This window comes from Streptomyces sp. NPDC047981, assembly GCF_040653315.1.
GTDB lineage: Bacteria > Actinomycetota > Actinomycetes > Streptomycetales > Streptomycetaceae > Streptomyces.
Window position 1 is genome coordinate 15,490 of record NZ_JBEZNQ010000071.1, and the last position, 22,102, is coordinate 37,591.

Consider the following 22,102-nt stretch of genomic DNA (forward strand, 5'->3'; position numbering starts at 1 on the left):
GACGGGTCAGCGTATCGTCCGTGATCTTCCGGCCGATGGCCGGTTCCCTCATCCGGGCGGAATCCAGGCAAGATGGGGGCGTGACCCTTATCGATCAGCTGCCGCCGAACGCCGACCCCGACGCCCTCTTCGAGGCTTTCTCCTCCTGGGCGGAGGGCCGGGGCATCACGCTCTACCCGGCCCAGGAAGAGGCGCTGATCGAGGTGGTCTCCGGGGCCAACGTGATCTTGTCCACGCCCACCGGTTCGGGAAAGTCGCTGGTCGCGGCGGGGGCGCACTTCACGGCCCTGGCCAATGACCAGGTGACGTTCTACACCGCGCCGATCAAGGCGCTGGTGTCGGAGAAGTTCTTCGACCTCTGCAAACTCTTCGGTACCGAGAACGTGGGCATGCTGACCGGCGACGCGTCCGTGAACGCCGACGCCCCGGTCATCTGCTGCACGGCCGAGGTGCTCGCCTCGATCGCGCTGCGGGACGGCAGGCACGCCGACATCGGCCAGGTCGTCATGGACGAGTTCCACTTCTACGCGGAGCCGGACCGCGGCTGGGCCTGGCAGATCCCGCTCCTGGAACTGCCGCAGGCGCAGTTCGTCCTGATGTCGGCGACGCTCGGCGACGTGTCGATGTTCGAGAAGGACCTGACGCGCCGCACGGGCCGCCCCACCTCGGTGGTCCGCTCGGCGACGCGGCCGGTGCCGCTGTCGTACGAGTACCGGCTCACCCCCATCACGGACACCCTGACCGAGCTCCTGGAGACCAAGCAGGCCCCGGTCTACATCGTCCACTTCACGCAGGCGCAGGCCGTCGAGCGGGCGCAGTCGCTGATGAGCATCAACATGTGCTCGCGCGAGGAGAAGGACCAGATCGCCGAACTGATCGGCAACTTCCGCTTCACCACCAAGTTCGGCCAGAACCTCTCGCGCTACGTGCGGCACGGCATCGGCGTGCACCACGCGGGCATGCTGCCGAAGTACCGGCGCCTGGTGGAGAAGCTGGCGCAGGCGGGTCTGCTGAAGGTGATCTGCGGTACGGACACCCTCGGCGTGGGCGTCAACGTGCCCATCCGTACGGTGCTGTTCACCGCGCTGACCAAGTACGACGGCAACCGGGTGCGGACGCTGCGCGCGCGGGAGTTCCACCAGATCGCGGGCCGGGCCGGCCGGGCGGGCTTCGACACGGCCGGTTTCGTGGTGGCGCAGGCGCCCGAGCACGTCATCGAGAACGAGAAGGCGCTGGCCAAGGCGGGCGACGACCCGAAGAAGCGCCGCAAGGTGGTGCGGAAGAAGGCTCCGGAGGGCTTCGTCGCGTGGAGCGACACCACCTTCGAGAAGCTGATCGGCGCCGAGCCGGAGCCGCTCACCTCCCGCTTCAAGGTCACCAACATCATGCTGCTCTCGGTGATCGCCCGCCCGGGCAACGCGTTCGAGGCGATGCGCAAGCTCCTGGAGGACAACCACGAGCCGCGCAAGGCGCAGCTGCGGCACATCCGCCGGGCGATCGCGATCTACCGCTCGCTGCTCGACGGCGGTGTGGTGGAGCAGTTGGACACCCCGGACGCCGAGGGCCGCACGATCCGGCTCACGGTCGACCTCCAGCAGGACTTCGCGCTGAACCAGCCGCTGTCGACGTTCGCGCTCGCCGCGTTCGACCTGCTGGACCCCGAATCCCCTTCGTACGCCCTGGACATGGTCTCGGTCGTCGAGTCGACGCTCGACGACCCGCGGCAGATCCTGGCCGCCATGCAGAACAAGGCGCGCGGCGAGGCCGTCGGCCGGATGAAGGCGGACGGGGTCGAGTACGAGGAGCGCATGGAGCGGCTCCAGGAGATCTCCTACCCCAAGCCGCTGGAGGAACTGCTCTGGCACGCGTACAACGTCTACCGGAAGTCGCACCCGTGGGTGGGCGACCACCCGGTGTCGCCGAAGTCCGTCATCCGTGACATGTACGAACGGGCGCTGTCCTTCACGGAGTTCACCTCCTGGTACGAGCTGGCGCGGACCGAGGGCATCGTGCTGCGCTATCTCGCGAGCGCGTACAAGGCGCTCGACCACACGATCCCGGACGACCTCAAGACCGAGGACCTCCAGGACCTGATCGAGTGGCTGGGCGAGATGGTGCGCCAGGTGGACTCCTCGCTGCTCGACGAGTGGGAGCAGCTGGCCAACCCGGAGATCCAGACGGCCGAGGAGGCGCAGGAGAAGGCCGACCAGGTCAAGCCGGTCACGGCGAACGCCCGCGCCTTCCGGGTCCTGGTGCGCAACGCGATGTTCCGCCGGGTGGAGCTGGCGGCCCTGGACAACGTGGACGCGCTGGGCGAGCTCGACGCCGAGTCGGGCTGGGACGCGGACGCCTGGGGCGAGGCGATGGACGCGTACTGGGACGAGTACGACGACCTCGGCACCGGCCCGGACGCGCGCGGCCCCAAGCTCCTGAACATCGAGGAGGACGCGGCGCACGGCCTGTGGCGCGTCCGGCAGACCTTCGCCGACCCGAACGGCGACCATGACTGGGGCATCAGCGCGGAGGTGGATCTCGCCGCCTCCGACGAGGAGGGCCGCGCGGTCGTCCGCGTGACGTCCGTCGGACAGCTGTAGAAGGAGGAGCGGACCGGTGACCAATCCCGCCGAGAGACTCGTCGACCTGCTCGATCTGGAGCGGATCGAGGACAACATCTTCCGTGGCCAGAGCCCGCAGGAGTCGCTGCAGCGGGTCTTCGGCGGCCAGGTCGCGGGCCAGGCCCTGGTGGCCGCCGGGCGTACCACGGAGGGCGACCGGCCGGTGCACTCGCTGCACTCGTACTTCCTGCGGCCGGGCCGGCCTGGCGTGCCGATCGTCTACCAGGTGGAGCGGGTGCGGGACGGGCGTTCGTTCACCACCCGCCGGGTCACGGCGGTCCAGCAGGGCCGGACGATCTTCAATCTGACCGCCTCCTTCCATCTGCCGGAGGAGGCCGGGTTCGAGCACCAGCTGCCGCCCCGGCACATGACGGACCCGGAGACGCTCCCGAAGCTCGCGGACGAGATCCGCGACCACCTGGGCGTGCTGCCGGAGGCGCTGGAGCGGATGGCCCGGCGCCAGCCCTTCGACATCCGCTACGTGGACCGGCTGCGCTGGACGAAGGACGAGGTCACGGGCGCGGATCCGCGCAGCGCGGTGTGGATGCGCGCGGTGGGCCCGCTCGGCGACGACCCGCTGGTGCACACCTGCGCGCTGACGTACGCCTCCGACATGACGCTCCTGGACGCGGTCCGCATCCCGGTCGAGCCGCTGTGGGGCCCGCGCGGCTTCGACATGGCGTCGCTCGACCACGCGATGTGGTTCCACCGCCCGTTCCGCGCCGACGAGTGGTTCCTGTACGACCAGGAGTCCCCGATCGCGACGGGCGGCCGCGGCCTGGCCCGCGGGCGCATCTACGACCGCGAGGGCCGGCTGCTGGTGTCGGTGGTCCAGGAGGGACTGTTCCGGAAGCTGTGAGCCGGGGGTCGTAGGGTGAACGGGTTACGCATTCCAGTACCGAGTGCCGCGTCTCGACGAGGAGCCGACCATGAGCCTGTACGACATTCCGCTGCGCACCCTGTCCGGTGACCCGACCACGCTCGCCGACTACCGCGACCGGGCCGTCCTGGTCGTGAACGTGGCCTCCAAGTGCGGGCTGACGCCGCAGTACGCGGGCCTGGAGCGGCTGCAGAAGGAGTACGGGGAGCGCGGCCTCACCGTGCTCGGCGTGCCGTGCAACCAGTTCCTGGGCCAGGAGCCGGGCACCGCGGAGGAGATCCAGACCTTCTGCTCCACGTCGTACGGCGTGACCTTCCCGCTGCTGGAGAAGACGGATGTGAACGGCGCGGACCGTCACCCGCTCTACGCGGAGCTGACCAAGGTCGCCGACGCGGAGGGCGAGTCCGGGGACGTGCAGTGGAACTTCGAGAAGTTCCTGATCGGCAAGGACGGGCAGGTCACGCGCTTCCGTCCGCGCACCGAGCCGGAGGCCCCCGAGGTCGTCGCGGCCATCGAGGCGCTGCTCTCGGCCTGAGCGGCGGACCGCCCCCGCCGGGCGGGCCACCACGTGTCGATCATGTAGTGTGATCGATTCCAGCCAGGACGACCGAGGAGGTGGGACCCATCAACGCCATGCAGGCAGGGAGCTCCCCCTCGACGACCGTGTGGTCCGCCCGACAGAGGTGACCACGGGAGCGCCCCTCGGCTTCCCGGAAGGTTCCATGTCGATCGACCCCTCTTTCTCCCTTCGCTCCGCCACCGTCTCCCGCCTGCGCGCCGCGGGCTGCGTCTTCGCCGAGGACGAGGCGGAGCTCCTCTTCACCACCGCCCACGACTCCGACGAACTCGACACGATGGTCGCGCGGCGGGCGGGCGGCCTGCCCATCGAGCACGTCGTGGGCTGGGCGGCCTTCGCCGGTCTGCGCGTCGCCGTCGATCCCGGGGTGTTCGTGCCGCGCAGGCGTACGGAGTTCCTCGTCGGACGGGCCGTTTCCCTGGCCGGTCCGGGGGCACTCTGCGTCGACCTGTGCTGCGGGTCCGGCGCGGCGGGGGCGGTGCTGCTCTCGGCCGTGCCGGGCGCCGAGGTGTACGCCTCGGACATCGAACCCCCGGCCGTGCGCTGCGCCCGGCGCAACATCGAGCCGCGCGGCGGCCGGGTCTTCGAGGGGGACCTCTTCGCCCCGCTGCCGGACAGGCTGCGCGGCCGCGTCCAGGTCCTCGTCGCCAACGTGCCGTACGTACCGACCGACGACATCGGCCTGCTGCCGCCCGAGGCGCGCGAGCACGAGCCGCGCGTCGCGCTCGACGGCGGCTCGGACGGGCTCGACGTGCTGCGCAGGGTGGCGGCCGAGGCCGCCGACTGGCTGGCCCCGGGCGGGCACCTGCTGGTCGAGACGTCCGAGCAGCAGGCGGCCCGCGCTGTCGAGACGGTCACCGGGCACGGTCTGACGTGCCGGGTGACCGGCTCGGAGGAGTTGTACGCGACGGTGGTCGTCGCGACGCGTCCGTAGGGGTGTCCGGCCCGGGCGCTACCCGGCGCGGGGGTGGAGCCGGCAGCGGGCCGACCCCGCCGCCGTGAGGGTGATCGCCGCGTTGACCGGGACGTCGGTGTCGATGGCCTCCAGGTCGTAGGCCTGGAGGATCATCGCCAGCGCGATGACCGACTCCAGCATGGAGAAGTGCTGGCCGATGCAGGCGCGCGGGCCGCCGCCGAAGGGGAACCAGGCGTACCGGGGGCGGGCCGCCTCCGCCTCGGGCGTGAAGCGGTCGGGGTCGAAGCGCTCCGGTTCCTCCCAGTACGCGGTGTGCCGGTGGGTGACCCACGGGGCGACGATCACGTCGGCGCCGGCCGGGATGGTGTATCCGTCGATCTCGGTGGCTTCGACAGCGCGGCGGCCGATGATCGCCGCGGCCGGGTAGAGCCGCATGGCCTCCTTGAGGACCTGCGTCAGGTACGGCAGGGCGTCGAGGTCGGCGGCGCCGGGGGTGCGGCCGGCCAGGACCCGGTCGACCTCCTCGTGGGCCCGCTTGCGCTGTTCGGGGTGGCGGGCCAGGAGGTGGAGGGCGAAGCCGAGCGAGGTGGCCGTCGTCTCGTGACCGGCCAGCAGGAACACGAGGACCTGCTCGCGGAGTTCGGTGGCGCCGAAGCTGCCGTCCTCGGCGCTCTCGGCCTCCGCGAGGAGGGTCAGGAGGTCCTGCCGGTCGTCGTCGACGGTGCCCGCGGCCTCGCGCCGCTCGGCGATGATCCGGTCGCAGACGGCGTACAGCTCCCGGGAGGCCGCGGCGGCGCGGCGGTTGCCCGGGGTGGGCCAGTCCCGGGGGATGTTGCGGGGCGAGAAGCCGCGCTGCAGGACGTAGTCGGCCATCACCGGGAAGGAGCGCTCGACGATGTCGACCGCGGCCTCGACGTCGGTGCCGAAGAGGATGCGGGCGACGGCGCGGAGCGCGAGGCGGGCCATCTCGTCGAGGACGTCGACGGTGGCGTCCTCGGCGGTGCGCCACTCCTCGGTGAGGTTCGCGGCCTCGGTGGCGACGGCCCCGGCGTAGCTGTCGACGCGGCGGCGGGTGAAGAGCGGCTGGATCAGCCGCCGCTGTCGCAGGTAGTCCTCGTCCTGGCTGGTCAGCAGCCCGTTGCCGAAGGACTCGCGCACCTCCTGGTAGAAGAGGTTGTCCTTGCGGAAGTTGGCGGACTGGGTGGCGAGGACCTGCTGGGCGCCCTCGGCGGAGAAGACGCCGTACAGGACGCCGCGCATGCCGGGCGGCCCCGCGGTGAACCGGACGACGTCCCCGTGGACGCGCTGGGCGTTCAGGAAGGTGCCGAGCGAGTCGTTCTTGAGGTCGAGCATCGAGCCGAGCAGCGGAAGCCCCGCCGGTCCCGGTACGGCAGTGCTGGTCGTGGCCATGGATCTGTTCCCCCTTGATCGTCACCGGTGGCGATTGTCCCGCAGGCGCCGTCCCACCGACAGGCATGACCCGGCGCCCGTCCGAATCCGTCCGGTCGGGAGGACTGTCAGTGGCGTCCGGGACACTCGCCCCATGGAACCGATCGAGATGACGCTGCAGATCACCATCGACTGCGCCGAGCCCCAGCGGCTCGTCCGCTTCTGGGCGGAGGCCCTGCGCTACGTACCGCAGCCGCCGCCCGAGGGCTACGCGAGCTGGCGCGCGTACTGGGAGGCGCTGGGGGTGCCCGAGGAGGAACTCCCGGAGGGCGCCGGGGACCTGCCCGAGTCGATCGAGGACCCGAAGGGCGTCGGGCCGAGGGTCTGGTTCCAGCAGGTCCCCGAGCGGAAGACGGTCAAGAACCGGGTGCACCTGGACCTGAAGGTCGGCGGCGGCCGCGATGTGCCACTCGCCCTGCGGCGCGAGCGCGTGGACGGGGAGGTCGGCCGCCTGACGGCCCTCGGCGCGACGATCCTGTACACGATGGACGAGCCCGACGGCATGGACTACTACGCGGTGGTGCTCCAGGACCCGGAGGGGAACGAGTTCTGCGTGGTGTGACGCTCCCGGCGCGCCGGGGCGCGGCGCCTCACGACGTGCGGAGGGCACCGGGCGGTGCTGGAATGTCTGAGCGGCCACCTCTCGCCGAGGCGGGGGCCGTCCGCAACCGGTCCGGTCGAGGCGGGAACCCCGAACGCTTGGAGGAGTGGCCATGAGCGACGACCTGTCGGAAGTCGAGGACATGGGCCCCGTCGACTACCTGATCCTGGAGTTCCCGGGCAACCGGATGACCGGTGAGGGTTTCCCCCTCCTCGTCGACCTGGTGGAGCGCGGCATCATCCGCATCCTCGACCTGCAGTTCATCCGCAAGGACGAAGACGGGTCGGTCACCGCGGTGGAGCTGACGGATTTCGGCGGCGAGGTCGATCTCACGGTGTTCGAGGGTGCCTCCTCCGGTCTGCTGGACCAGAGCGACGTCGACGACGCCGGATCCGCGCTGGAGCCCGGCAACTCCGCGGGGGTCATCGTGTACGAGAACGTGTGGGCCGCCCCCTTTGCACGCGCCATGCGCCGCAGCGGCGCTCAGATCGTGGCGGGCGGACGGATTCCCGTCCAGGCGCTGCTGGCCTCGCTGGATGCCGCCGACGCGGCGGGCTCCGGCTGAGGAGGGGGACGGCCCGACCTCATCCGGCAACCGAGCACCCGAGCACCCCCTGGGAGATGACTGACCATGCCCGGACTTCTCCGCGGCGTAGCCCGCACCGCCGTCGTCGCCGGCACCGCCACGGCGGTGTCCAACCGCGTGTCACGGCGGCAGGCGGGCCGATGGGCCCAGCAGGACGCAGGACAGCAGCAGTACCAGCAGTCCTACCAGCAACAGCCCCCGGCTCAGGCTCCGGCGCCCGCCGGTGACGACATGAGTACCAAGATCGAGCAGCTCAAACAGCTGGGGGAGCTGAAGGCGCAGGGCGTGCTGACCGAGTCGGAGTTCGAGACCCAGAAGCGCGCCCTCCTCGGGACGTGACCCCCGCCCGCCCCGCACACGACGGCCCGCGCCCCTGGTAGGGGTGCGGGCCGGTGGGCGCGGGGCGGCTGCCTAGCGGATCGGCATGCCCGAGAGGGTGCGGGCGATCACCAGGCGCTGGATCTCGCTCGTGCCCTCGAAGATGGTGTAGATCGCCGCGTCCCGGTGCATGCGCTCCACCGGGTACTCCCGGGTGTAGCCGTTGCCGCCGAGGATCTGGATGGCCTGGCCGGTGACCTTCTTGGCGACCTCGCTCGCGTACAGCTTGGACATCGAGCCCTCGGCCGAGGTGAACGGCTTGCCGGTGGTCGCCATCCAGGAGGCGCGCCAGACCAGGAGCCGGGCGGCGTCGATCTGGGTGCGCATGTCGGCGAGCTGGAAGGCGACGCCCTGGTTGTCGATGATCGGGCGGCCGAACTGCTCGCGGGTCTTGGCGTAGTCGAGGGCGACCTCGTACGCGGCGCGGGCCGTGCCGACGGCCATGGCGCCGACGGCCGGGCGGGAGGCCTCGAAGGTGGCCATGGCCGCGTTCTTCACGCGCTCGCCGCCGCCCGCCTTCGCCTTCTCGCGGGCCCGGGCGAGGCGCTCGTCGAGCTTCTCCTTGCCGCCGAGGAGGCAGTGGCCGGGGACGCGGACGTTCTCCAGGACGACCTCGGCGGTGTGCGAGGCGCGGATACCGTGCTTCTGGAACTTCTGGCCCTGGGAGAGGCCGGGGGTGTTCGGCGGCACGATGAAGGAGGCGTGGCCCTTGGAGCCGAGCCCGGGGTCGACGGCCGCGACCACGACGTGGACGTTGGCGATGCCGCCGTTGGTCGCCCAGGTCTTGGTGCCGTTGAGCACCCACTCGTCCTTGGCCTCGTCGTAGACGGCCCGGGTGCGCATCGAGGCGACGTCCGAGCCGGCGTCGGGCTCGGAGGAGCAGAAGGCGGCGACCTTGACGTCGTCGACGTCGCCGTACATCTGCGGGATCCAGGTGCCGATCTGCTCCTCGGTGCCGTTGGCGAGGACGCCGACGGCGGCGAGGCCGGTGCCGACGATGGAGAGGGCGATCCCCGCGTCGCCCCAGAAGAGCTCCTCCATGGCCATCGGGATGCCGAGCCCGGTCGGGTCGAAGAACTGCTGGGCATAGAAATCGAGAGAGTAGATGCCGATCTTGGCGGCTTCCTGGATGATCGGCCAGGGAGTCTCCTCACGCTCGTCCCACTCGGCGGCGGCGGGGCGCATCACGTCCTCGGCGAATCCGTGCAGCCAGTCACGGACCTGCTTCTGGTCGTCGTTGAGTTCGAGCGTGAACTCGGCCATGTTCCCTCCCAGCAGTGCATTACTTGCGGTAACAGCAGTCTGTTACTCGCGGGTAGGCCCTGTCAACCTGCGAGCGGAGCACTCAGGGCGGCGCGACACCGGGTCCCGCACTGGTGTTACGTTGCGACAGCCTCAGGGAATTCGCACGGGCGGGGAGACGCGCTATGGAGACCACACACCGGACCACCGAACAGCAGAAGCCGGCCGACCAGCGGCGCCGTGAACTGCTGGAGGCGGCGGACCGCGTGGTGCTCCGGGACGGCCCCGGGGCCTCGATGAACGCCATCGCGGCGGAGGCCGGGATCACCAAGCCGATCCTCTACCGGCACTTCGGCGACAAGGGCGGCCTCTACCGGGCGCTCGCCACCCGGCACACCGACGCGCTCCTCGCCGCGCTGCGGGCGGCGCTCGACGCGCCGGCCGACCGGCGCAAGCGGGTCGAGTCGACCCTCGACACCTACCTCGCCTCGATCGAGGCGCTGCCGCAGGTCTACCGCTTCCTGATGCACCCCGCCGAGGAGACCCACCAGGCCGAGCAGGGCTTCGACGTGGGCCGCCACTCGGCGCCGGTGCTGCGGCGGATGGGCGAGGAACTGGGTCAGGTCATCGCGGAGCGCATCGACCTCGGCCCGGTCGGCGATGCCCAGGCCCGCATCTGGGGCCACGGCATCGTCGGCATGATGCACGCGGCGGGCGACTGGTGGCTCGGCGAACGCCCCTGCTCCCGCGAGGAGTTGGTGCAGGCCCTGGCGGACCTCCTGTGGGGACGGCTGGCCGAGGCGGGCGACCGCGCCGGCGCACCGGGCTTCTAGACGCCCCTCCAGGGCCTCTCGGCGCGCGGGGCCCGGCCGTACGGGCTCCCGGACCGCGGACCCCGGGGCCGGGCGGGGCCCCGGTCGGACCCGACCACGGACCGCCGCTCACCGGCCGCGGTCCGCGGGGCGGGCCTCAGCGGCCCCGCAGGACGTCCGCCCGGTCGCCCCACGGCTCCTTCCCGATCGCCCGCAGCAGGCGTGACTTGCGCCACCCCGTCACCCGGTCCGCGTAGACCCCGCCCTCCAGGTGGTCCGTCTCGTGCTGGAGGCAGCGGGCGAAGAAGCCCGTGCCCTCGACGCGCACCGGGGTGCCGTCCACCCGCACCCCCTCGACGACCGCGCGGTCGAAACGCGGCGTGGGCGCCTCCAGGCCCGGCAGGGACAGGCAGCCCTCCGCGCCCCGGATCACCTCGCCGTCCGCCTCCACCAGACGCGGGTTGACCAGGTGCCCGAGGTGGCGCACCTCCTCGTCGTCCGGGCAGTCGTACACGAAGACCCGCAGGCCCACACCCACCTGGTTGGCCGCGAGGCCGACGCCGTTCGCCGCGTACATCGTGGCGAACATGTCCTCGACAAGACGCTCCAGCTCGGGACCGAAGTCGACGACGGGTTCACAGGGGGTGTGCAGCACCGGTGCGCCGAGCAGGGTCATCGCTCGGACGTGGCCGGAACTGCCGGGGATCGGCCGGTTTCGCATGGGCGTAAGGGTACGGTCCGCCGTGACCTCGTCGTTTCGGCGAGGTGCGCAGGGGTGCCGCAGTTCGGGTCCCTGGCCTGATCTCGATAGGCTGAGCCCGGACCGACGCAAGGAGGAACAAGGAAGATGTCAGGACACCCCGGTAATCCAGAGCCGTTGTCGCCGCGCGCCAAACTGGCCGTGACGGCGGGCAAGGCCGCGGCCGCGGTGTCGCGGGCAGCCGGACGCGGCAGCGGATCGGTGATCGGCGGCCGGGTGGCGCTCAAGCTCGACCCCGACCTGCTGGGACGGCTCGCCCAGCATCTGGACGTCGTCCTGGTGTCGGCGACCAACGGCAAGACGACCACGACCCGGCTGATCGCCGAGGCGCTGCGGGCCAGCGGGCCCGTCGTCTCCAACGCGCTCGGCGCCAACATGCCCGCGGGCATCACCTCGGCCCTGGCCGGCGGCTCGGACGCCAAGTACGGCGTCATCGAGGTCGACGAGAAGTACCTCGCCGGAGTCGCCCGGGACACCACGCCCAAGGCGATCGCGCTGCTCAACCTCTCCCGCGACCAGCTGGACCGGGCCGCCGAGACCCGGATGCTCGCCGAGAAGTGGCGCGAGGGTCTGAGCGGTACGAAGGCCGTGGTCATCGCCAACGCCGACGACCCGCTGATCGTCTGGGCCGCCTCCTCCTCCCCCAACGTCGTGTGGGTCGCCGCCGGGCAGGAGTGGAAGGACGACGCCTGGTCGTGCCCCTCCTGCGGTGGTGTCATGCAGCGTCCGGGCGACGACTGGTTCTGCGGCGAGTGCGGATTCCGCCGCCCGGCGCCGAGTTGGGCGCTCAACGGCGACCACGTGCTCGACCCGCACGGTTCCGCCTGGCCGATCCACCTGCAGCTGCCCGGCCGCGCCAACAAGGCCAACGCCGCCACCTCGGCCGCCGTCGCCGCGGTCTTCGGCGTCCCGCCGCAGGTCGCCCTGGAGCGCATGTACCAGGTGCAGGCCGTGGCCGGCCGCTACGACGTGGTCACCTTCCAGGGCCGCGAGCTGCGGCTGCTGCTCGCGAAGAACCCGGCGGGCTGGCTCGAAACGTTTTCTCTCATCGACCAGCCGCCGACGCCGGTGATCCTCTCCGTCAACGCGCGCGGCGCCGACGGCACGGACACCTCCTGGCTGTGGGACGTGGACTACGGCCGGCTCGCCGGCCACCCGATCATGGTCCTCGGCGACCGCAAGCTGGACCTGGCGGTCCGTCTCGAGGTCGCGGGCGTGGACTTCCGCGTCTGCGAGACGCTCGACGAGGCGGTCCAGCTGGCCCCGCCCGGCCAGATCGAGCTGATCGCCAACTACACCGCCTTCCAGGACGTCCGCCGCCGCGTCGGCAACTGACCCGTAGAGGACTTGCAGCATGAGTGACAGCAGCCTGCGCCTGGTCTGGGTCTACCCGGACCTGCTCAGCACGTACGGCGACCAGGGCAACGCCCTCGTCGTCGAGCGCCGCGCCCGCCAGCGCGGCCTGGACGTCCAGCGCGTCGACGTCCGCAGCGACCAGCCGGTGCCGACGTCCGGCGACATCTACCTGATCGGCGGCGGCGAGGACCGGCCGCAGCGGCTGGCGGCCGAGCGGCTGCGCCGCGACGGCGGCCTGGAGCGCGCCGCGTCCAACGGCGCGATCATCTTCTCGGTCTGCGCCGGCTACCAGATCCTGGGCCACGAGTTCATCAACGACCTCGGCGAGCGCGAGCCGGGTCTCGGCCTGATCGACGTGATCTCCACCCGCGGCGAGGGCGAGCGGTGCGTCGGCGACGTCCTCGCGGACATCGACCCGCGCCTCGGCCTGCCCCAGCTCACCGGGTTCGAGAACCACCAGGGCATCACCCATCTCGGCCCGACGGCCCGCCCGTTCGCCCGGACGATCCTGGGCCGCGGCAACGGCACCGGCGACGGCACCGAGGGCGCGTACAACGACACCGTCTTCGGTACGTACATGCACGGCCCGGTCATGGCCCGCAACCCGCAGATCGCGGACCTGCTCCTGAAGCTGGCCCTGGACGTCAACGCGCTGCCGCCGACCGACGACCGCTGGTACGAGGCTCTGCGCGCGGAGCGCATCGCGTCGGCGACGCAGCCCGCCTGACGGGTGCACTTCTGAGCGCCCATGCGCACATGGGATGCGCAAGTCAATACGGTGTCCAATCCGTGGACAACCGGTTCGGCCCCGCCACCCGGCACCGATAGGGTGGCGGGGATCCAACCGGACGACGTGGTCCGGGAGTCGGCCCACGTTGCAAAGGTATTCGGGCTATGCGCATTGGTGTGCTCACCTCCGGAGGCGACTGCCCCGGTCTGAACGCTGTCATCCGTTCCGTCGTACACCGTGCCGTCGTCGACCACGGGGACGAGGTCATCGGCTTCCACGACGGCTGGAAGGGCCTCCTGGAGTGTGACTACCGCAAGCTCGACCTCGACGCGGTCGCCGGCATCCTCGCGCGCGGCGGCACCATCCTCGGCTCCTCCCGGGTCCAGCCCGCGCACCTGGTGGACGGCGTCGAGCGCGCCCGCGGCCACGTCGCCGACCTGGGCCTCGACGCGATCATCCCGATCGGCGGCGAGGGCACGCTGAAGGCGGCCAACCTGCTCTCCCAGGCGGGGCTGCCGATCGTCGGCGTGCCGAAGACGATCGACAACGACATCGCCTCCACGGACGTCACCTTCGGCTTCGACACCGCCGTCGGTGTGGCGACCGAGGCCCTGGACCGGCTGAAGACCACCGCCGAGTCCCACCAGCGCGTGCTCATCGTCGAGGTCATGGGCCGGCACACCGGCTGGATCGCCCTGCACTCCGGCATGGCCGCCGGCGCGCACGCGATCGTCGTGCCGGAGCGCCCCTTCGACATCGACGAGCTGACCGCCCGGGTCGGCGCGCGCTTCGAGGCGGGCAAGCGGTTCGCGATCGTGGTCGTCGCCGAGGGCGCGAAGCCGCGCGAGGGCTCGATGGAGTTCGAGGTCGGTGCCAAGGACCAGTACGGCCACGAGCGCTTCACCGGCGTCGCCAACCAGCTCTCGGTGGAGCTGGAGCGGCGGCTCGGCAAGGAGGCCCGCCCGGTGATACTCGGTCACGTCCAGCGCGGCGGTACGCCGACCGCGTACGACCGGGTGCTCGCCACCCGCTTCGGCTGGCACGCGGTGGAGGCGGCGCACCGCGGCGAGTTCGGCATGCTGACCGCGCTGCGCGGCACGGAGATCGAGATGGTTCCGCTGGCCCAGGCGGTGGAGACGCTGAAGACGGTTCCGTCCGAGCGCTACGCCGAGGCCGAAACGGTGCTCTGACCGTCGTACGCCGTCCCACGGACACCCCGAACCGCCCCCGGTCGCAGCAGCGAACGGGGGCGGTTCTAGTCTGGTGCGGACAACAAGCGCGAATCGGGCTCCAGGAGTACACAGATGGATCACAGCGGGCACGGCATGACCATGGATCTGCCGCCGTTCACGCTGGGACGGGCACTCGAGTTCTCGCCCGACGCGTTCTTCCTCATCGGCTGTGTCGTGGGGCTCGCGCTGTACGGCTGGGCCGTGGCGCGGCTGCGCCGGCGTGGTGACGGCTGGCCGGTGAGCCGGACGGTCTTCTTCACCCTCGGTGTCCTGAGCATCGCGCTGATGATGTGCACCAAGCTCAACGACTACGGCATGGTCATGTTCAGCGTGCACATGGTGCAGCACATGGTCATCTCGATGCTCTCGCCGATCCTGCTGCTGCTCGGCGCGCCGGTGACGCTCGCGCTGCGCGCGCTGCCCGTCGCGCCCCGGGGCGACAAGGGTCCGCGCGAGCTGCTGCTCATGCTGCTGCACAGCCGCTACCTGCGGATCATCACCCACCCCGCGTTCACGATCCCGCTCTTCATCGCGAGCCTCTACGGCTTCTACTTCACTCCGATCTTCGACACGCTGATGGGTTCGAAGATCGGCCACATCGCGATGATGGTGCACTTCCTCGCCGTCGGTCTGGTCTTCTTCTGGCCGATCATGGGTGTCGACCCGGGCCCGCACCGCCCGGGCTATGTGATGCGGATGCTGGAGCTCTTCGCGGGCATGCCGTTCCACGCCTTCTTCGGCATCGCGCTGATGATGGCGAGCGAGCCGATGGTCAAGGCGTACGCCGACCCGCCGGCCTCCCTCGGGATCGACGCGCTCGCCGACCAGCACGCGGCGGGCGGCATCGCCTGGGCGTTCAGCGAGATCCCGTCGGTGCTGGTGCTGATCGCGCTGGTGTACCAGTGGTACCACTCCGAGCAGCGGCAGGCCGTCCGCAAGGACCGGGCCGCCGACCGCGACGGGGACAAGGAGCTGGAGGCGTACAACGCCTACCTGGCCTCGCTCCAGGCACGCGGGCGCTGACCGTACGCGCACGGGAGTAGCATTCGCCCGCCCCAGGGGTCACGATGAGCGTGACGGCCCCGTCGGGAGGAGGGCGGACAGATGTCCGGTCCCACGAAGGCGATGAGCGTGATCACCGTCGCGGCCCTGGTGCTGACGACGGCGTACACGGTGGCGCTCGGCAGTAGCGGCTGGCTCTGGTTCGGCCTGGTGGTGCTCTGTGTGGTCACCATCGGCATGGCGGCCGCCGACAGCTCCGTACCGGCCGGGCCGCGCCGCCGGGGCCCGGGCAGGCCAGGCCCGCAGCCGTAGCCGCGACCGCAGCCCGTGGCGCCCGCTAACCGCGCGGGGCGAGGACCACCCAGGTGGGGCCGGGAGCGAAGTTCAGCGGCGCGCCGTCCGGGGTGGTGAAGGCCGTGCCGTTCGTCGCGGTCGGGCGGCTCCAGCGGGCCTCGTGGGCGCGGCCGTCGCGCAGCACGAGCGCGCTGCCGCTGCCGACCGTCTCGGTGTACGGGGAGACGCTGCCGAGCACGTCGTGGAAGCGGGACGACCGTATGGTCACGTACTGCACCACCACCGTCGCAGCCGTGACCGGGCCCGCCTCGGTGGTGCGGGCGGCCCGGCCGTCCATCGAGACCCGCCAGCCCTTGTCCGCCGGGGACCAGGTGAAGGTGTAGCGGGAGGCGGGGAAGCGCACGGTGCGCTCATTGACCGGTTCGCCGCCCGCGGGGGCCGGGCCGAAGCGGAAGCCGATGTCCTTGGCGTTCTCCACGTCGGAGGCCGCGGCCAGGGCGCGCCCGGGCAGCACGTACAGGTTGTGGGGCGCGGCCCTCCCCCGGTCCCTGAGGTAGGCGCCCGGCGCGTCCTCGGGCGGCAGGGCGTCCAGCGGGGCGGCCTGGAGCAGGGGTTTCAGGGCGGTCTGGGAGCCGGAGTAGGCGAGCGCGGGGTGGCCGAACTGGCGCAGGAGTTCGATGTCGGACTCGCGGGCGCTGCGGACGGGGCCGATCCGGTCCGGGAGTTCGGCGGAGTAGACGGCGAGCAGCCGGGTCTGGCCGCCTTCGACCTGCTCGACGTAGACGAGGTCGGCGGAGCCGAGGCCGGTGTGCGGGCGGGCCGGGGGCACGTTGTCGATCTTGACGGCGAGCACCGGGGCGGGGCCGGCCGGGAGCCCCGTGAAGGGCGAGACGCCCCGCGGGGCGGGGCTTGTCGGGGTGGGGGTCGGAGCCGTCGGGGTGGGTGTCGGGGTCGGCTCCGGGGTGCCCGAGTCGGCGCAACCGTACAACCCGGCGGTCATCACCGCGCACATCAGCACGGTGACGGCTGCGCCGGGCCGTATGTGTCGCGGTGCGCGACGGCGTTCGGCGGCCATCAGGACCCACTCTCCGTCTCCAGTGTGGACCAGGTTGGCGCGAGTGGTTACAAATAAGCAACGCTCGAACGAGACGGGGGCCGTCGGTGTTCTATCACCTCCTGAAGTACGTCCTGCTGGGTCCGTGGCTGAGGCTGGTCTTCCGGCCGCGTATCGAGGGTCTGGAGCACATCCCGGCGGAGGGCGCGGCGATCGTCGCCGGCAACCATCTGTCGTTCTCCGACCACTTTCTGATGCCGGTCGTCCTGAAGCGGCGGATCACCTTTCTCGCCAAGCAGGAGTACTTCACCGGTCCCGGTCTGAAGGGCCGGCTGACCGCGGCTTTCTTCCGCAGCGCCGGACAGATCCCGGTCGACCGTTCCGGCAAGGAGGCCGGGCAGGCGGCGATCCGTGAGGGGCTCGGGGTGCTGGCCAAGGGCGAGCTGCTCGGCATCTACCCCGAGGGCACGCGCTCGCACGACGGCCGGCTCTACAAGGGCAAGGTCGGGGTGGCGGTCATGGCGATCACGGCCGGGGTGCCGGTGATCCCCTGCGCGATGGTGGGGACCTTCGAGATCCAGCCGCCCGGCAAGGTGGTGCCCCGGATCAAGCGGGTCACGGTCCGGTTCGGCGCCCCGCTCGACTTCTCCCGGTACGCCGGCATGGAGGGCGAGAAGGCGGCGGTCCGCGCGGTGACGGACGAGATCATGTACGAGATCCTCGCGCTGTCCGGGCAGGAGTACGTCGACGACTACGCGGTCAAGGTGAAGGCCGCCGAGCAGGAGGCGAAGGCGCGGAACAGCGGCGGGCGCGGAAAGTTCCCGCGCCGGGGACGCTGACGGCGGATCCGCGCACGGCGAACGGTGCCTGCCCGGTGATCACGGTCGTCGTACCGTCACCTCCATGGGACAAGGACACGCTTTCGTGCTCGGGGCGACAGGACAGGTGGGGCGGGCGGCCGTGCGGGCGCTCGTCGCGGACGGCTGGGAGGTGACGGCGGCCTCGCGGCGCGGTGGCCGCGGCGAGGAGTGGCCGCAGGAGGTCCGGTCCGTGGCCGTCGACCGGGACGAGGAGGGCGCGCTCGCCGCCGCGCTCGGTGACGGCTGTGACGTGCTGGTCGACATCGTCGCCTACCACGCGGGCCACGCACGGCAGTTGACGGCGCTGGCGGACCGGATCGGTTCGGCGGTGGTGGTCTCCAGCGGTGCGGTGTACGAGGACGACCGGGGCCGTAACTTCGACACCCAGGACGAGCCGGACGGCTTCCCCGCCTACCCGGTGCCGATCCCGGAGTCCTGGCGGACGGTCGCGCCCGGAGAGGGGTCCTACGGCACGCGGAAGGTGGCCCTGGAGCAGGAGCTGCTCGCGGCGGGCGCGGCGCTGCCGACGACGGTGCTGCGGGCGGGCGCGATCCACGGGCCGTACTGCCCGGGGCCGCGCGAGCTGTGGTTCGTCAAGCGGGCGCTCGACGGGCGGCCGGTGCGGATCCTGGCGTACGAGGGCGCCTCCCGGTTCCACCCGGTGCACGTGGACAACCTCGGCGAGCTGGTGCGGCTTTCGGCGGCGAAGCCGGGCACCCGGGTCTTCAACGGCGGTGACCCGACCGCCCCCACGGTCGCGGAGATCGGCGCGGCGATCGACGCGGTCATGGGCGTGGAGAGCGAGACGGTGCTCATGGAGGGGGCGCCGGAGGGCACGGTGGGCGACAGCCCGTGGGCGGTGCCCCACCCGGTCGTCTTCGACATGGGCGCGGCGGAGCGGGAGTTGGGGTACCGGCCGGTGGTGTCGTACGCCGATTCGCTGCCGGCGACGGTCGCGTACCTGTCCCGACGGGTGGCGGAGCAGGAGTGGCGGGAGGCGTTCCCCGGTCTGGTGAAGTACGGGGTGGACTTCTTCGACTACGCGGCCGAGGACGCCTGGCTCGCGGCTCGCTGACGAGGAGCGGTGAGGGGTGAGGGGCGGTCCGCCCCTCACCCCTCATCCTCTGGCTACGGCTGGGGCGTGGCGTGCGGGGCGCACGTCACGTCACGGCTGTCGAGCTTGCCGGTGAGGAGGTAGGCCTCCACCCGGGTGTTCAGGCACGGGTTGGCCAGGTTGGTGATGCCGTGCGAGCCGGCGTCGCGCTCGGTGATGAGGCGCGAGCCCTTGAAGCGCTGGTGCAGTTCGACCGCGCCCTCGTAGGGGGTGGCCGCGTCGCGCTCGGACTGGGTGATGAGGACGGGCGGCAGGCCCTTGTGGGTGCGGACCTCGGTGGGCTGCTGGCGCGGGGTGGACCAGGTCGCGCAGGGCAGGTTCATCCAGGCGTTGGACCAGGTCATGAACGGGTACTGCTCGTGGAGCCGGGTGTTGTCCCGGTCCCACTTCTTCCAGCTGGTGGGCCAGGGGGCGTCGGCGCACTCGACGGCGGTGTAGACGGCGTTGCCGTTCTCCGAGGCGGCGTTGCCGGCCGTGTCGGTGGGGTCGGAGGCGGCCGCGTCGATCAGCGGCTGCGGGTCACCGGCGGCGTACGCGCTCCAGGCCTCGGCGACGGGGGCCCACATGGAGTCGTAGTAGGGCGCGTTCTGGAAGAAGCCGATGAGTTCGGCCGGGCCGACCTTGCCGCCGAGGGGGTTCTTCTTGGCGGCGGCGCGCAGGGTGTCCCACTGGCCGCGGACCTCGGCGTAGGTGTCGCCGAGGTGGTAGGTGGCGTCGTGCTGGGCGACCCAGGTCATCCAGTCCTCGAGCCGGCCCTCGAAGGCGATGTCCTGGTCGAGGTTGGCCTCGTACCAGATCTTGTCCTTCGACGGGTTGACGACGCTGTCGAGCACCATGCGGCGGACGTGCGTCGGGAAGAGCGTGCCGTAGACGGCGCCCAGGTAGGTGCCGTAGGAGACGCCGACGAAGTTGAGCTTCTTCTCGCCGAGCGCGGCCCGGATGACGTCCAGGTCGCGGGCGGTGTTGCGGGTGTTGATGTACGGCAGGATGTCGCCGCTCTTCTCGGCACAGCCCGCGGCGTACTCGGCGGCGAGCTTGCGCTGGGCGCGCTTGTCGGCCTCGCTGTCGGGGACCGGGTCGAGCTTGGGTCCCTTGACGAACTCGGCAGGGTCGACACAGGAGATGGGGGCCGAGTGGCCGACGCCGCGCGGGTCGAAGCCGACGAAGTCGTACGCCTTGGCGGCGTTCGCCCAGATGACGTTCTTGGTGGTGACCCGGCGCGGGAAGCGCAGGCCGGAGCCGCCGGGGCCGCCCGGGTTGTAGAGCAGGGCGCCCTGGCGCTCGGCGGGGGTGCCGGTGGAGCCGATGCGGTCGACGGCGATCTTGATCTGCTTGCCGTTCGGCCGGGCGTAGTCGACGGGGACGGTGACCCAGCCGCACTGGATGGGCTTCTCCAGGCCCCAGTCGGCCGGGCAGTCCTGCCAGTCGATGCCCCGCTGCGCGGCGCGCTGGGCGGCGACCGCCGTGCCGTAGGCCTCGGCGTCGGGCCGGTGGCGCTGGTCGGCGCTGGCGGCCGGAGCGGCCAGCGCGCCCGCCATGAGCGTGCCGGCTATCAGAGCGCCTGCCGAACCGAGCGCTGCCGTGCGTCTCACGTGATGCCTCCCCCTGTGGGTGTCGGTCTGTCCGGGGGATCCTTTCGTCCGGCCGGTCGCGCGGGAAAGGGCGTACACACGTTCTTTGCCGAACCAATAACCGGACACGGCTGTACCGCTGAGCGGTGAACTCAAGGCCGCGCGAGGACGTCGAGCGCCTCGTCGAGGGCCCTGCGCAGCTCCAGCGCGTCGGTCGCGACGGCGGTGACCAGTGCTCCGGGCCCGGCGAGCGGGGCGAGCACGGCGTTCTCGGCGAGCGCCCGGGGCTCCACCGGCTTCTCCGCGAACGCCGGGTCGACGACCAGGAGTTGGCCGACGGAGCGGTGCCCGGCGAGGACCGCCCCGCCGTTCCAGCCGGCCGGGGCGCCGGGTCCGTACGCGACCTCCTGGTCGAGCAGGGGGCGGCCGGCGCGGTGGACAGCGAGGCGGGAGAGGAGCGTGCCGGTCTCCTCACCGTGGCGGCCGAGGATCTGCTCCTCCCGGAGCACGAGCCGTGCGGTGGCGGCGAGTTCGACGGTGGTGCGCATCACGAGATCGGATCCCCGGGCGCAGACGAGCTGTTCGGGCAGCCAGCGCAGCTCGGCGTCCGCGCCGACGGTGATCCGCACGTCGTACCTGGCCGGCTCGGCGGCGCGGCCGGGCAGGGCGACGGTCGCGGCGGCCGAGTCGACCAGGAGCCGGGCCCCGTCCCGTACCTCCGTCTCGATCGCGAGACGGTCGCCGCCGAGCGGGGCGCTCATCGCGCCGACGACGGTGACGCGCGTGTACGGGCCGGTGGTCCGCGTCCTGCGGAGTGCGAGGGGGCCGTCGCTGAGGAGGACGGGCAGTCCCCCGCCCGCCTCGGCGACGATCCGGGCGGTCGCGCTCAGGCTCATGCGGACCAGGCGCCGAGCTGCTCGCGGACCCAGTCGGCGATGGGGGCGACGCCCTGCTCGCCGGTGAGCGAGGTGAACGCGACGGGAAGGTCGCCGCGCTGCTCCTTGGCATCGCGCGCCATCCGCTCCAGGTCGGAGCCGACGTACGGCGCGAGGTCGGTCTTGTTGACGACGAGCAGGTCGGCGGTGGTCACTCCGGGGCCGCCCTTGCGCGGGATGTCGTCGCCGCCCGCCACGTCGATGACGAAGATCTGGGCGTCGACCAGGCCCTTGGAGAAGGTGGCGGTCAGGTTGTCGCCGCCGGACTCGACCAGGACGAGGTCGAGCGGGCCGACGGTGTCCTCCAGTTCCTCGACGGCTTCGAGGTTGGCGGAGATGTCGTCGCGGATCGCGGTGTGCGGGCAGGCCCCGGTCTCCACGGCCTGGATGCGCTCGGGCGGCAGGACGGCGTTGCGGAGCAGGAAGTCGGCGTCCTCGCGGGTGTAGATGTCGTTGGTGACGACGGCGATCGAGAGCTGGTCGCGCAGGGCGCGGCAGAGCGCGGCGACGGTCGCGGTCTTGCCGGAGCCGACGGGGCCGCCGAGCCCGATGCGCAGGGCGCGCCGGGTCCCGTCGGGGCGGTGGGCGTCGGCGGAGACGGCGCCGAGGTGGTCGTGGGAGTGGTCGAGGTGCATGGGTGCCTCCGGCGAATCGTGAGGGGTGGCGTGGGTGGCGCCCGGCGGCTTCGGGTCGGGCGGCTCAGGGTCGGGGCGGCTTCGGTCGGGGCGGCTTCGGGTCGGGGCGGCTCAGGGTCGGGCGCCACAGGTCCGGGCGGGTCACGGCGGACAGGGCGGGGCCGGTCAGGACGCGAAGAGGCGGACGGGCCAGGCCGCGTGCTGTTCGGCGGTGATGTCGAGGAGGGGTGAGGAGGCGGCCGGGAGGGCGTCGATGCCCTGCCGGCCGGCCTGTGCCGCCCGCTCGGCGACCCGGTCCATCTCCGGGGCGAGGCGGGCGAGGACGGCGGTGGCCTTGAAGGGGTCCAGGCTCAGCAGTCGTACGGCCGCGGTGGCCGGGGCGCTGACCGTCTCGTAGGCGACGCAGTGCGCGGCGTCCAGCGGGCCGAGCCCCGCCGCGCGGGCGGCGACGCCGAGCACGACCGGCTGGTGCGCGCCGCGCGGGAACGCTGCGGCGAGCGCGT

23 protein-coding genes are annotated in these 22,102 nt (G+C 71.9%); 15 read left to right on the plus strand and 8 right to left on the minus strand.

The features are described 5' to 3' along the window. Nucleotides 1-20 precede the first annotated feature (20 nt). From AB0E14_RS30995 to AB0E14_RS31010, 4 genes are all read left to right on the plus strand, one after another. Nucleotides 21-2,594, plus strand: coding sequence for a DUF3516 domain-containing protein (locus AB0E14_RS30995; RefSeq protein WP_362425620.1), 2,574 nt, complete (start codon nucleotides 21-23; stop codon nucleotides 2,592-2,594). A 16-nt stretch (nucleotides 2,595-2,610) separates the two neighbouring features. Further along, entirely contained in the window at nucleotides 2,611-3,474 is an 864-nt protein-coding gene (locus AB0E14_RS31000; RefSeq protein ID WP_362425623.1) for an acyl-CoA thioesterase II, read from the plus strand. A gap of 70 nt (nucleotides 3,475-3,544) precedes the next feature. After that, complete coding sequence (locus AB0E14_RS31005) at nucleotides 3,545-4,030, plus strand: glutathione peroxidase (RefSeq protein WP_362425626.1); 486 nt, start codon at nucleotides 3,545-3,547, stop codon at nucleotides 4,028-4,030. A 187-nt stretch (nucleotides 4,031-4,217) separates the two neighbouring features. Next, nucleotides 4,218-5,006: a putative protein N(5)-glutamine methyltransferase gene (locus AB0E14_RS31010; protein ID WP_362425629.1), complete on the plus strand. Its 789-nt coding sequence runs from the start codon at nucleotides 4,218-4,220 to the stop codon at nucleotides 5,004-5,006. A gap of 18 nt (nucleotides 5,007-5,024) precedes the next feature. On the opposite strand, the gene AB0E14_RS31015 is transcribed toward AB0E14_RS31010, so the two are convergent. Next, a complete protein-coding gene (locus AB0E14_RS31015; RefSeq protein WP_362425632.1) occupies nucleotides 5,025-6,398 on the minus strand; it encodes a cytochrome P450 in 1,374 nt (457 codons plus the stop codon). A gap of 133 nt (nucleotides 6,399-6,531) precedes the next feature. On the opposite strand from AB0E14_RS31015, the gene AB0E14_RS31020 reads away from it, so the two are divergent. The 3 genes from AB0E14_RS31020 (at nucleotide 6,532) to AB0E14_RS31030 (ending at nucleotide 7,963) form a co-directional block, all read left to right on the plus strand. Further along, nucleotides 6,532-6,999: a VOC family protein gene (locus AB0E14_RS31020; RefSeq protein WP_362425635.1), complete on the plus strand. Its 468-nt coding sequence runs from the start codon at nucleotides 6,532-6,534 to the stop codon at nucleotides 6,997-6,999. 151 nt (nucleotides 7,000-7,150) lie between these two features. Then, complete coding sequence (locus tag AB0E14_RS31025; protein ID WP_362425638.1) at nucleotides 7,151-7,603, plus strand: DUF6325 family protein; 453 nt, start codon at nucleotides 7,151-7,153, stop codon at nucleotides 7,601-7,603. 66 nt (nucleotides 7,604-7,669) lie between these two features. Beyond that, a complete protein-coding gene (locus tag AB0E14_RS31030) occupies nucleotides 7,670-7,963 on the plus strand; it encodes an SHOCT domain-containing protein (protein WP_362425641.1) in 294 nt (97 codons plus the stop codon). Nucleotides 7,964-8,035: 72 nt separating this feature from the next. On the opposite strand, the gene AB0E14_RS31035 is transcribed toward AB0E14_RS31030, so the two are convergent. Then, nucleotides 8,036-9,265, minus strand: coding sequence for an acyl-CoA dehydrogenase family protein (locus AB0E14_RS31035; protein WP_362425644.1), 1,230 nt, complete (start codon nucleotides 9,263-9,265; stop codon nucleotides 8,036-8,038). A gap of 164 nt (nucleotides 9,266-9,429) precedes the next feature. Here AB0E14_RS31035 and AB0E14_RS31040 point away from each other — a divergent pair, with 164 nt between their 5' ends. Next, nucleotides 9,430-10,077, plus strand: a complete 648-nt coding sequence (locus AB0E14_RS31040) for a TetR family transcriptional regulator (protein ID WP_362425647.1) — start codon at nucleotides 9,430-9,432, stop codon at nucleotides 10,075-10,077. Nucleotides 10,078-10,213: 136 nt separating this feature from the next. Here AB0E14_RS31040 and def read toward each other — a convergent pair whose 3' ends face one another. Further along, entirely contained in the window at nucleotides 10,214-10,777 is a 564-nt protein-coding gene (def, locus tag AB0E14_RS31045) for a peptide deformylase (protein WP_362425650.1), read from the minus strand. A gap of 126 nt (nucleotides 10,778-10,903) precedes the next feature. Here def and AB0E14_RS31050 point away from each other — a divergent pair, with 126 nt between their 5' ends. The 5 genes from AB0E14_RS31050 (at nucleotide 10,904) to AB0E14_RS31070 (ending at nucleotide 15,448) form a co-directional block, all read left to right on the plus strand. Next, nucleotides 10,904-12,151 (plus strand): MurT ligase domain-containing protein, encoded by a 1,248-nt coding sequence (locus AB0E14_RS31050; RefSeq protein ID WP_362425653.1) that lies wholly within the window; start codon nucleotides 10,904-10,906, stop codon nucleotides 12,149-12,151. 19 nt (nucleotides 12,152-12,170) lie between these two features. After that, the gene (locus AB0E14_RS31055) at nucleotides 12,171-12,899 is read left to right on the plus strand and encodes a glutamine amidotransferase (RefSeq protein WP_362425656.1); all 729 of its coding nucleotides are present in this window, start codon (nucleotides 12,171-12,173) and stop codon (nucleotides 12,897-12,899) included. A 167-nt stretch (nucleotides 12,900-13,066) separates the two neighbouring features. Beyond that, entirely contained in the window at nucleotides 13,067-14,092 is a 1,026-nt protein-coding gene (locus AB0E14_RS31060; RefSeq protein ID WP_362425660.1) for a 6-phosphofructokinase, read from the plus strand. A 114-nt stretch (nucleotides 14,093-14,206) separates the two neighbouring features. Then, nucleotides 14,207-15,157 carry a cytochrome c oxidase assembly protein gene (locus AB0E14_RS31065; RefSeq protein WP_362425663.1) on the plus strand — a complete coding sequence of 317 codons (951 nt, stop codon included), beginning with the start codon at nucleotides 14,207-14,209 and terminating at the stop codon, nucleotides 15,155-15,157. A gap of 81 nt (nucleotides 15,158-15,238) precedes the next feature. Next, a complete protein-coding gene (locus AB0E14_RS31070) occupies nucleotides 15,239-15,448 on the plus strand; it encodes a hypothetical protein (protein ID WP_362425687.1) in 210 nt (69 codons plus the stop codon). Nucleotides 15,449-15,473: 25 nt separating this feature from the next. On the opposite strand, the gene AB0E14_RS31075 is transcribed toward AB0E14_RS31070, so the two are convergent. Then, a complete protein-coding gene (locus AB0E14_RS31075; RefSeq protein ID WP_362425666.1) occupies nucleotides 15,474-16,505 on the minus strand; it encodes a DUF3048 domain-containing protein in 1,032 nt (343 codons plus the stop codon). Nucleotides 16,506-16,591: 86 nt separating this feature from the next. On the opposite strand from AB0E14_RS31075, the gene AB0E14_RS31080 reads away from it, so the two are divergent. Continuing rightward, nucleotides 16,592-17,323 carry a lysophospholipid acyltransferase family protein gene (locus tag AB0E14_RS31080; RefSeq protein WP_362425669.1) on the plus strand — a complete coding sequence of 244 codons (732 nt, stop codon included), beginning with the start codon at nucleotides 16,592-16,594 and terminating at the stop codon, nucleotides 17,321-17,323. A 64-nt stretch (nucleotides 17,324-17,387) separates the two neighbouring features. Then, nucleotides 17,388-18,419 carry an NAD-dependent epimerase/dehydratase family protein gene (locus AB0E14_RS31085; protein ID WP_362425672.1) on the plus strand — a complete coding sequence of 344 codons (1,032 nt, stop codon included), beginning with the start codon at nucleotides 17,388-17,390 and terminating at the stop codon, nucleotides 18,417-18,419. Nucleotides 18,420-18,472: 53 nt separating this feature from the next. Here AB0E14_RS31085 and AB0E14_RS31090 read toward each other — a convergent pair whose 3' ends face one another. The 4 genes from AB0E14_RS31090 to AB0E14_RS31105 form a co-directional block, all read right to left on the minus strand. Next, a complete protein-coding gene (locus tag AB0E14_RS31090) occupies nucleotides 18,473-20,050 on the minus strand; it encodes an alpha/beta hydrolase (protein WP_362425675.1) in 1,578 nt (525 codons plus the stop codon). 131 nt (nucleotides 20,051-20,181) lie between these two features. Then, nucleotides 20,182-20,925, minus strand: coding sequence for an urease accessory protein UreD (locus AB0E14_RS31095; protein WP_362425678.1), 744 nt, complete (start codon nucleotides 20,923-20,925; stop codon nucleotides 20,182-20,184). After that, nucleotides 20,922-21,599, minus strand: coding sequence for an urease accessory protein UreG (ureG, locus tag AB0E14_RS31100; RefSeq protein WP_362425681.1), 678 nt, complete (start codon nucleotides 21,597-21,599; stop codon nucleotides 20,922-20,924). Before ureG ends, AB0E14_RS31095 begins: the two co-directional genes overlap by 4 nt. Before the next feature lie 165 nt (nucleotides 21,600-21,764). Further along, the coding region (locus tag AB0E14_RS31105; protein ID WP_362425684.1) for an urease accessory UreF family protein at nucleotides 21,765-22,102 on the minus strand (338 nt) is incomplete at its 5' end.

Bases quoted from the DNA above. Each gene is read 5' to 3' on its own strand.
- AB0E14_RS31005 (WP_362425626.1), top strand. From the start codon at position 3,545: ATGAGCCTGTACGACATTCCGCTGCGCACCCTGTCCGGTGACCCGACC.
- AB0E14_RS31010 (WP_362425629.1), top strand. From the start codon at position 4,218: ATGTCGATCGACCCCTCTTTCTCCCTTCGCTCCGCCACCGTCTCCCGC.
- AB0E14_RS31015 (WP_362425632.1), bottom strand. From the start codon at position 6,398: ATGGCCACGACCAGCACTGCCGTACCGGGACCGGCGGGGCTTCCGCTG.
- AB0E14_RS31020 (WP_362425635.1), top strand. From the start codon at position 6,532: ATGGAACCGATCGAGATGACGCTGCAGATCACCATCGACTGCGCCGAG.
- AB0E14_RS31025 (WP_362425638.1), top strand. From the start codon at position 7,151: ATGAGCGACGACCTGTCGGAAGTCGAGGACATGGGCCCCGTCGACTAC.
- AB0E14_RS31030 (WP_362425641.1), top strand. From the start codon at position 7,670: ATGCCCGGACTTCTCCGCGGCGTAGCCCGCACCGCCGTCGTCGCCGGC.
- AB0E14_RS31035 (WP_362425644.1), bottom strand. From the start codon at position 9,265: ATGGCCGAGTTCACGCTCGAACTCAACGACGACCAGAAGCAGGTCCGT.
- AB0E14_RS31040 (WP_362425647.1), top strand. From the start codon at position 9,430: ATGGAGACCACACACCGGACCACCGAACAGCAGAAGCCGGCCGACCAG.
- def (WP_362425650.1), bottom strand. From the start codon at position 10,777: ATGCGAAACCGGCCGATCCCCGGCAGTTCCGGCCACGTCCGAGCGATG.
- AB0E14_RS31050 (WP_362425653.1), top strand. From the start codon at position 10,904: ATGTCAGGACACCCCGGTAATCCAGAGCCGTTGTCGCCGCGCGCCAAA.
- AB0E14_RS31055 (WP_362425656.1), top strand. From the start codon at position 12,171: ATGAGTGACAGCAGCCTGCGCCTGGTCTGGGTCTACCCGGACCTGCTC.
- AB0E14_RS31060 (WP_362425660.1), top strand. From the start codon at position 13,067: ATGCGCATTGGTGTGCTCACCTCCGGAGGCGACTGCCCCGGTCTGAAC.
- AB0E14_RS31065 (WP_362425663.1), top strand. From the start codon at position 14,207: ATGGATCACAGCGGGCACGGCATGACCATGGATCTGCCGCCGTTCACG.
- AB0E14_RS31070 (WP_362425687.1), top strand. From the start codon at position 15,239: ATGTCCGGTCCCACGAAGGCGATGAGCGTGATCACCGTCGCGGCCCTG.
- AB0E14_RS31075 (WP_362425666.1), bottom strand. From the start codon at position 16,505: ATGGCCGCCGAACGCCGTCGCGCACCGCGACACATACGGCCCGGCGCA.
- AB0E14_RS31085 (WP_362425672.1), top strand. From the start codon at position 17,388: ATGGGACAAGGACACGCTTTCGTGCTCGGGGCGACAGGACAGGTGGGG.
- AB0E14_RS31095 (WP_362425678.1), bottom strand. From the start codon at position 20,925: ATGAGCCTGAGCGCGACCGCCCGGATCGTCGCCGAGGCGGGCGGGGGA.
- ureG (WP_362425681.1), bottom strand. From the start codon at position 21,599: ATGCACCTCGACCACTCCCACGACCACCTCGGCGCCGTCTCCGCCGAC.